Genomic DNA, 8,642 nt, shown 5'->3' with positions numbered 1-8,642 from the left:
GTTCATCCGTGGTAAGATGGGTGTAGGTCATTTGTGGTCACTCCTTTGTATTCTTTGGTCGGAATTACAAGTTGAGTGTACCACAAATGGCTGTTTTAGTTGTCTAGCTTAATTTTACAATCGGCGTTATAATAAGTTTCGACGATTCTTTGAGTCGCTTCAACTGTATCTTCATATGTTCCAAAGGCAGTCAGTCGCATAAAGCCTTCACCATTAGCCCCATAGCCAGAACCTGGTGTGATGACAACTTGACTTTCCTGTAGTAATTCATCGAAATATTCCCAAGAAGATAAGTCTCTCGGTGATTTCAACCAAATATATGGCGCATTTACCCCACCATAATGTTCAATTTTTGCATCATTGAAAGCATCAACCATATGCTGAGCATTACGTTGATAATATACAATATTATCCTTCAACTCTTTTTTAACTTCCGGTTCGAAAGTCGCTAATGCCGCGCGTTGAATGATATATGAGGTACCGTTAAATTTCGTTGGTTGGCGACGCGTCCACATGGCATTCAATGATTGACCTTCAATCACAAGTTCTTTAGGTATGACAGTATAACCTATACGCATACCCGTGAAGCCCGCTGTCTTAGAAAAGCTACGCATTTCAATCGCACATTGCTTAGCCCCTTCACATTCATAGATGGAATGCGGGATATGATCATCTTGTATAAAGGATTCATAAGCCCCATCAAAAATTATGACACTTTCATGCTCAATCGCATAGTCAACCCATTCTTGCAGTTGATCCTTCGTCATAGCGACACCCGTGGGATTATTCGGTGAACAAATATATATCACATCTGGCTGCTCGCCTTCATCAAAATCTGGCACCGCTTGAAAGTGATTATCGACCGTCATCGGAATCGTTATTAATTCAGACCAACTTTGACTCATATCATCATAATGTCCTAAGCGTCCCGCCATAACATTACTATCAATATAAGTTGGATACGCCGGATCACCAATGGCAATCTTAGCTTCCAGACTAAATAACTCTTGAATGGCTCCTGCATCTGTCTTTGAACCATCTGATATAAATAAGTCATCTTCTGATAAATCAATATTCAATGTTTGATAACTATGCTCTATAATCGCTTGCTTAAGAAATGGATAGCCAGTACTTGGCCCATAGCCTTTGAAAGTTTCAGAATTCAATTGTTCTTGACCTGCTTGAGTCATTGCTTCATCCACTCCCCTTGGTAAAGGTTGAGTGACATCACCAATAGACAATTTGATAACTTCTGAGTCAGGATTGCCTTCTTTGAATGCTGAAACTTTCTCAGCAATATGATTAAATAAGTAATTCCCAGGTAAGCGATTAAAATTCGGATTTATTTTCATAAAACTGCTCCTTTATCCTATCTCTTACGACTTTCTTTTACTCATCCATTCTTGTTGATGACCTCTGGAAATGCGCATAATGTTCTCATATAAATCGGCTAACTCACCTTTTAAAGAATCAACTTCTAAGTAACTTTGTACTTTCTCGATAACGACCGCTTCACGGCCACTATCTAAGATTTCCATATTGTTCTCTAATTTAATTTCAGCTACTTCTTCAACCGTTTTCGTTCGTTCTTCAAATAAATTTACCAATTCGCGATCAATTCGGTCGATGGTTGCTCTTTGTTTTTCTAACATATTATTCCTCCTATGATAATTGACTTAAAAATACGCTTCCTAATGTATATCCTACCAATACCGCACTTGCGGCACTCCATAATAATAAGTAAAAACCATATAATAAAGCATCTTTAGCTGTGGTCCAACCAGATCCAATTGAGATAGCAATATAAGGCATTGCAGGTGGTGTCATGTATGCAAGTGACGCCATGAATCCAATTAAACTCGCAACTACAGCCACGTTAATTGGTAAATCTACTTGTGAACCTGCAATTGTTATAACAATAGTAGTAACAACCGACACAGTTACTAAGTTTGATGAGAAGTTTGTTTGGAAGCCTGCCCAAAGAATGAAAACTAATACCATTAATAATGGTGACAAGCCAACTAACAATGGTGTTAAGAATGATTCGATTAATGTAATCACACCCATATCAGGATTTGATAAGAAACTACCTAAAGTGAGTGTCGCGGCTACGATGAGTAAACTCGGCCAGAACACACCTTTAGAAATTCCCTCTTGTAACTTAACTAAGGGCTTCCCATCTACGTGAACTACTGCTAAAGCTAAAGAACCGATCATTGGTGGAAAGGCAATTCCCGCTGATTTTAGGAAGGCTGCCACTCCAGGTAAGATAAAGCCTAATACTTCTGGTAATAACCATAAAGCAACTACTCCACTAAAGATCGAAACGACTGCTTTTTCCTTTTTATCCGCTTTTGGTAAATCTGATAATGAAGCAATCTCACCCAGTTTTACGTTAGATAAATCCATTCGCCAAATCCACTTTAGAGAGACTAAAAGAATTAAGAAAATTGTTAAGCCTGCTGGCACTGCGAAACTCATATATTGACCATTCGTAATCGCCGTTCCGTAGGCCGTTTCATATAGCCCCATCGCAGTAATTGCGAACACGTGGTTAATAGGCGTCATCGCTGTTCCAATAGCTATTGAAGCATATAAGGCGACTAATAATTTCGAAGCTTGCTTATCCCCTTTTTCTAATCCGAATTGGGTCATAACCTCTTCATAGATTGGAAAGGCAATCATAAATAAGATCGTTGGTGAAACGAACGTACTGATTAATAACATCACCGATAGAAAAGCAAAAACAAATCTCCAAGGACTCACTTGAGCCCAAGCACTATTAATTGCCCATGCCGAAACACGCTTTAAAAATGATGTTTGTTCTAAGGCATGTGTCACTAAGAACGTAAAGAATAAAAAGACAAACGTTGTATTACCAAATGACTGCTGGAAAATTTGTCCATAAGTGACTTCAGGTAGAAAACCTAAACAAATTAAACATAAAATACTTGGCCAATCAATGGCAACAAACAGCCACAATACCAAGCTACTAGCAAAAATAGCTAGAACTGAAAAAGTAACGGTTGGAATATTGAATAAACCAATTTGCATCGTTGAATTCAAAACAGCTAGAGCTAATATAAGTAAACTAATGACGATTGAGATAATCTCACTAGTTTTAAATCCTTTTGAAATAGAATTTGACATTGTTTACACTCCCCTTTTTTATAACTTTTCAACAAAAAAACTGCTTAGCATAAACTAAGCAGTTCTCGAAACTGGCCATTTTAGGAGGTCCGCTTAATTTATACTCTAAGCGGCCAAGACACAACAATATCAAGCCTCCATAGATATGAACTTTCGTTATACGTTCATACTAGGTGGTATGAACGCTATCTAAAGTAGCTAAAATACATTGATTTTAATGTATGGGATGATTGTTGCATGTTCCTAACCTCATTTCTCTGTTTCAAACAGTATACCTGACTACTCACACGAAATCAACATCAAATTCTAATAATATTTTAATTTATATTGTTTTCATTATTTATTCTATGAAGCTACTCCCACTGGAACTTCATCAGGCACTTCAATACTTTCATTAAAGTTTTTGTCAGTGACATTATAATTAAATTCTACTTGCAATGACTCTGGCATGTCCGGATCAGGTTCAGATGCTGAAGCTTCTTCGAGTGTTTGAACATCCGAATCAACCATCACTTGAATCGCTGTAATAAAATAATCTTCATCCATTTCGACGGTAATTGTATAATTTAATCCATCAGCCAAAGCAATAGCTTGACCTTCATAATTTTCAATTTGATTACTAATCTCAACACCCGAATCCACTGTTTCTTGAGTCACAGTCATTCCTAACTCTTCTAAGGCTTCAAAGAATTCAATCCATTCTTCTTCTGTTTCGAAAGAGTTAATTGTGACAGTGTAGCCATTATCATTCTCTTCTACCGTCGTTTTCTCACTTAATAACTGATGCACCCTAGACGGAATATAATAACTACGAATTGATCCTTCGATGACTGATACAAGCATTTGATATTGAGTAGTAATTTGTTCCGCTGGCATACCGAGTACCGTAGTAAGGTCAGCAGTGACCCATTCACTTTCACCCTCTTTAGTAGAATCTTCTTCAAATGTGTACATTGTTTCATCGATGATATAATTTAGTAAGTGATATGTTTCATCCTTTGTCGACCCATCGTTATGTTCAGCGTTCATCGTTGCGTCTAAATCAAAACCTACTTCAAGTTCGGGCGCTATCTTGACTTGAAGTCTTCCATCAACAGTGTAGTCCATCTTTCCTTCAGGATAAATTAAATCCATATTACCTTCAAAGTCACCTTTAAAGGATTCAATTTCTTTCAATCCATTAATCACATTTAACAAGACATCATCTGGAGCAAGTTCTTGTGCTTTTGCCGGTAAGGGCCCCATAGTTAAGACAATTAATAGAGTAACAAGTATGACGTTTATTATTTTCTTCATTTGTAAACGCTCCTATCTTCTTTGATACTTATATTATAAGCTTTATATAAACTTAAGTTCAAATATATCGAAGTTTTTGCATATAAAAAAGACATGAACAACGATTTGTTCATGTCTTTTGCTTATTCAATATTGACTTTAATCATCAAATTCCTCAAACGGTGAACCACCTGAAGCGAATTGACTATTGTAAAGATCTGCATATTTGCCACCTCTAGCAATTAATTCGTCATGGTTCCCTTGTTCAACAATGTCTCCGTTTTCCATGTATAGAATTAAATCAGAGTTTTTAATCGTTGAAAGACGGTGAGCAATAACAAAACTTGTACGACCTTCTACAATACGGTCCATCGCTTGTTGGATGAGAATTTCAGTACGTGTATCAACTGAACTTGTCGCCTCATCAAGAATAAGAACTGGACGGTCTGATAATAAAGCTCTTGCAATCGTCACAAGTTGTTTTTGACCTTGAGAGATGTTTGAAGCTTCTTCGTTAATTTCAAAGTTATAGCCACCAGGCAAGTTCTTAACGAAATTATGGACATGAACAGCTTTTGCTGCTTCAATCACTTCTTCATCCGTGGCATCTAATCGACCGTAACGAATGTTTTCCATAATTGTTCCGTTAAATAACCAAGTATCCTGCAATACCATCGAAATTGAACGTTGGTAATTAGCACGACTATACGTTTTAACGTCAACACCATCTAAGTTTATTGATCCGTTATCAACATCATAGAAGCGCATTAACAGCTTAACCATTGTTGATTTACCAGCACCTGTCGGACCAACTAAGGCAACCTTTTGTCCGGCTTTTATATCGGCATTAAAGTCTGTAATGATGACTTGATCAGGATTATATCCAAATTGAACATGGTTAAATGATACATCACCGTGTACATTTTCAATATCTAAAGCATTACCTGTTGTTTGATCTTGTTCTTCTTCATCTAAGAATTCAAATACACGCTCTGCCGCTGCAACCATTGTTTGTAATAAAGTTACAATTTGAGCTAACTGAGTGATAGGTTGTGTAAATCGGTTAACGTATTGAGTGAAGGCTTGAATAACCCCGACACGAATCATACCAATAATTACAAGGTATGCCCCAACCATTACAACAGCAGCATAGCCAAAGTTTTGTAAGAAACGCATGAATGGGAACATGACACCTGAGTAGAACTGTGATTTCCACGCAGATTCTTCTAGTTTAGCATTATCTTTATAAAAGACATCAATAGCATTATCTTCTTGGTTAAATGCTCTAACTATATTTTGCCCTGAGAAGTTTTCTTCAATTTGTCCGTTAATTACACCAAGGGATACTTGTTGTTGACGGAAGTATTTTTGAGATACATTAATTAGTATACGAATTGTAATTAAACTAATTGGTACGACAATTAATACAACTAAAGCGAGTATCCAATTAATTGTAAACATAATAATCGCAATACCAAGCATTGTCATGATAGAGTTTAATAATTGAGCAAAACTCTGTGATAATGAAGCTCCAAGTGTATCGATATCGTTACTAATTCTTGATAAGACCTCACCATGTGAGTGAGATTCAAAGTATTTCATTGGCATATTATCAATCTTATCTAACATCTTTTTACGTAAACCGTAAGTGACATTCTCCGTAACACCTGTCATTACAAAACCTTGAACCCAGTTGAAAATTGAACTCACTACGTATAAGGCTAATACTGTTAATAAGATTCTACCGATAACATTAAATTCAATCGAACCTGTTCCTTGAACTTCAGCTAATACACCTTCAAATAATGTTGAAGTGGCTTTACCTAATTCACGAGGACCAATAATATTAAATAATACAGAGAGAATAGTCGTAAAAAAGACAAGTAATATTGCCCATTTAAAATTCAATACTTCTTTAAAGATTCGAAGTAAGCTATCTTTAAAGTTTTTTGGTTTTTCTACGGCGCCTTGACCACGGGGTCCAGCAACTTTTGGTTGATTTTGTACTTTTTCTTCTTGTTGAGTATCTTTATCTGCCATTATTCTCCCTCCCTCTCTTGTTTAAATTGTTCTTCATAATTATCTAATTCGGCTTGAGATAATTGAGATGTTGCGATTTCGCGGTAAACTTCGCTTGTTTCCATTAATTCTAAGTGATTACCTAATCCAACAACTTTACCTTCATCTAGAACAAGAATTTGCTCAGCATCAAGGATCGTACTAATACGTTGAGCAACAATTATCATTGAAGCATCCGAAACTTTTTCACTTAAAGCTTGACGTAGTGATGCATCGGTCTTGTAGTCTAAAGCAGAGAAACTGTCATCAAAGATGAACACTTTAGGTTGTTTTGCAATGGCACGAGCAATTGATAAACGTTGTTTTTGCCCACCAGACACATTACCTCCACCTTGTGAGATACGCTCTTTAAAGCCACGTTCTTTTTCTTCGATAAATTCAGTTGCATGAGCAATATCAGCCGATTCATGCATCACTTCATCAGAAAGTGAATCAACACCGTATCCAATATTGCTTTCAATGGTACCTGAGAATAGTACGGCTTTTTGCGGTACGTATCCGATGATATCACGGAGTTGTTTTTGACTAATATCTCTGATATCAACGCCATCAATCTTAATTGATCCTTCTGAAACATCATAGAATCTCATTAATAGATTTAAAATCGTTGATTTACCACTACCGGTACCTCCGATAATTGCTGTTGTCTTACCTGGTTCTGCAGTAAAGCTAATGTTATTAATTACATTATTATCTGCACCAGTAAATTTGTAACTGACGTTATCAAATTCTACGACACCTTTTGGTGATTCAATTACTTTTATGTCTTCTTTATCATTAATAGATAACGGTGTATCAAGTATTTCTTGGATACGTTCCCCAGAAACGATCGCACGCGGAATCATAATTGACATCATCGTTAACATAAAGAATGAGAAGATGACTTGCATTGTATAAGTGATAAATGCCATCATCTCACCTACTTGCATTAAGCCGTCACCAATACGGTGGCTACCTACCCAAATAATTAAGACTGAAATACCATTGGCAATCAGTAATAGGATTGGGTTCATTAATGCCATTGTACGACCAACAAAGATATAACTATTACGTAAATCTTGGTTCGCGCCATCGAAGCGCTCAGATTCTAAATCTTGTCGACCAAATGCACGAATAACTTGTAGCCCAGTTAAGATCTCTCTGGCAAACAAGTTCACTCTGTCAATTTGTTTTTGTAACACTTTAAATCTTGGTATAACAACACTCATAAGAATTCCCATAAGAACTCCGACAAGTGATAGGGCTAAAATCGTAATCCAAGACATTGAAATTTGTGATTGGAATACATAAATTAATGCCCCAATCGCTAACATTGGTGAGAATAACACAATTCTAAAGAATACTGTTACCACCATTTGTACTTGTTGCACGTCGTTTGTCCCACGTGTAATCAGTGAAGCCGTTGAGAATTTCTCCATCTCTTCATTAGAGAACTGAAGAACTTTTTCGTAAGATTTTGTTCTTAAAGTACTTCCGACTTTCGCACCAACGACTGCTGCTACATAAGCTGCAAGTGCTCCGCCACCGAATGCAACTAAGGCAATCAGTAACATTTGTCCACCTTGCGTTAAGACGTAGTTAATTTGAGTACTACTTAAGTCTCCTCCAGCTTCTTCAGTTGCTTCTAAAACTGATTGAATCGCTGTTGAATGCACCATCGCAGGTCCGAGTGTATTCATTTGTTCAACGTACTCATCACGCATACCAGATAAGTCCTTCACTTCTGAACTGTCACTTTCTTGAGCTGTCGCTGCTAATTCTTCTTCAGACATCCCTGAGATTGTTTGATACATAGCTAAAGGAACCTCAAAAGATTCACTTAAAGCTGTCATCATTTCTTCGTTTTCTTCAACGGAACTTTTAATTGTATAATTTCCGTTTCCATCTTGTGTATAATGCTCTTCAATTAATTCCTGTTTTTCAGGTAATAATAACATCTCGAATTCCGCCATTGAATCGGCTGTCATTTTTAATGGTACTGCTAATTCCACACCACTGTTTTGAATCCCAACGTCAACTAAGTTAGACGTATAAGTTGGTAACAAAAGCGTTGTGAATGCTTGTATAAAATGCGCAACAAGGGCAATAATAACCCATTTCCAATGAGGTTTTAAATGATTAATTAAATTTTTCATATA

General features: G+C 36.7%; 6 protein-coding genes. All 6 read right to left on the bottom strand.

The features are described 5' to 3' along the window. Positions 1–95 precede the first annotated feature (95 nt). Positions 96–1,352, bottom strand: a complete 1,257-nt coding sequence (locus ACEN3Z_RS03345) for an LL-diaminopimelate aminotransferase (protein ID WP_407089614.1) — start codon at positions 1,350–1,352, stop codon at positions 96–98. Between the two features lie 24 nt (positions 1,353–1,376). After that, positions 1,377–1,652: a chorismate mutase gene (locus ACEN3Z_RS03340; protein WP_407089613.1), complete on the bottom strand. Its 276-nt coding sequence runs from the start codon at positions 1,650–1,652 to the stop codon at positions 1,377–1,379. 10 nt (positions 1,653–1,662) lie between these two features. Continuing rightward, complete coding sequence (locus tag ACEN3Z_RS03335; RefSeq protein ID WP_407089612.1) at positions 1,663–3,150, bottom strand: SLC13 family permease; 1,488 nt, start codon at positions 3,148–3,150, stop codon at positions 1,663–1,665. Between the two features lie 345 nt (positions 3,151–3,495). Continuing rightward, on the bottom strand, positions 3,496–4,446 hold the full coding sequence (locus tag ACEN3Z_RS03330; protein WP_407089611.1) for a hypothetical protein: 951 nt from the start codon (positions 4,444–4,446) through the stop codon (positions 3,496–3,498). A gap of 138 nt (positions 4,447–4,584) precedes the next feature. Beyond that, positions 4,585–6,465, bottom strand: a complete 1,881-nt coding sequence (locus tag ACEN3Z_RS03325) for an ABC transporter ATP-binding protein (RefSeq protein ID WP_407089610.1) — start codon at positions 6,463–6,465, stop codon at positions 4,585–4,587. Then, positions 6,465–8,639: an ABC transporter ATP-binding protein gene (locus tag ACEN3Z_RS03320; protein WP_407089609.1), complete on the bottom strand. Its 2,175-nt coding sequence runs from the start codon at positions 8,637–8,639 to the stop codon at positions 6,465–6,467. Before ACEN3Z_RS03320 ends, ACEN3Z_RS03325 begins: the two co-directional genes overlap by 1 nt. Positions 8,640–8,642 lie beyond the last annotated feature (3 nt).

The sequence above is a fragment of the Ruoffia sp. FAM 26254 genome (assembly GCF_045528545.1).
Classification (GTDB): domain Bacteria; phylum Bacillota; class Bacilli; order Lactobacillales; family Aerococcaceae; genus Ruoffia; species Ruoffia halotolerans.
The sequence above is the reverse complement of the archived record's forward strand: the minus strand, read 5'-3'. Positions and strand labels throughout refer to the sequence as shown.

Bases quoted from the DNA above. Each gene is read 5' to 3' on its own strand.
- ACEN3Z_RS03345 (WP_407089614.1), bottom strand. From the start codon at position 1,352: ATGAAAATAAATCCGAATTTTAATCGCTTACCTGGGAATTACTTATTT.
- ACEN3Z_RS03340 (WP_407089613.1), bottom strand. From the start codon at position 1,652: ATGTTAGAAAAACAAAGAGCAACCATCGACCGAATTGATCGCGAATTG.
- ACEN3Z_RS03335 (WP_407089612.1), bottom strand. From the start codon at position 3,150: ATGTCAAATTCTATTTCAAAAGGATTTAAAACTAGTGAGATTATCTCA.
- ACEN3Z_RS03330 (WP_407089611.1), bottom strand. From the start codon at position 4,446: ATGAAGAAAATAATAAACGTCATACTTGTTACTCTATTAATTGTCTTA.
- ACEN3Z_RS03325 (WP_407089610.1), bottom strand. From the start codon at position 6,465: ATGGCAGATAAAGATACTCAACAAGAAGAAAAAGTACAAAATCAACCA.
- ACEN3Z_RS03320 (WP_407089609.1), bottom strand. From the start codon at position 8,639: ATGAAAAATTTAATTAATCATTTAAAACCTCATTGGAAATGGGTTATT.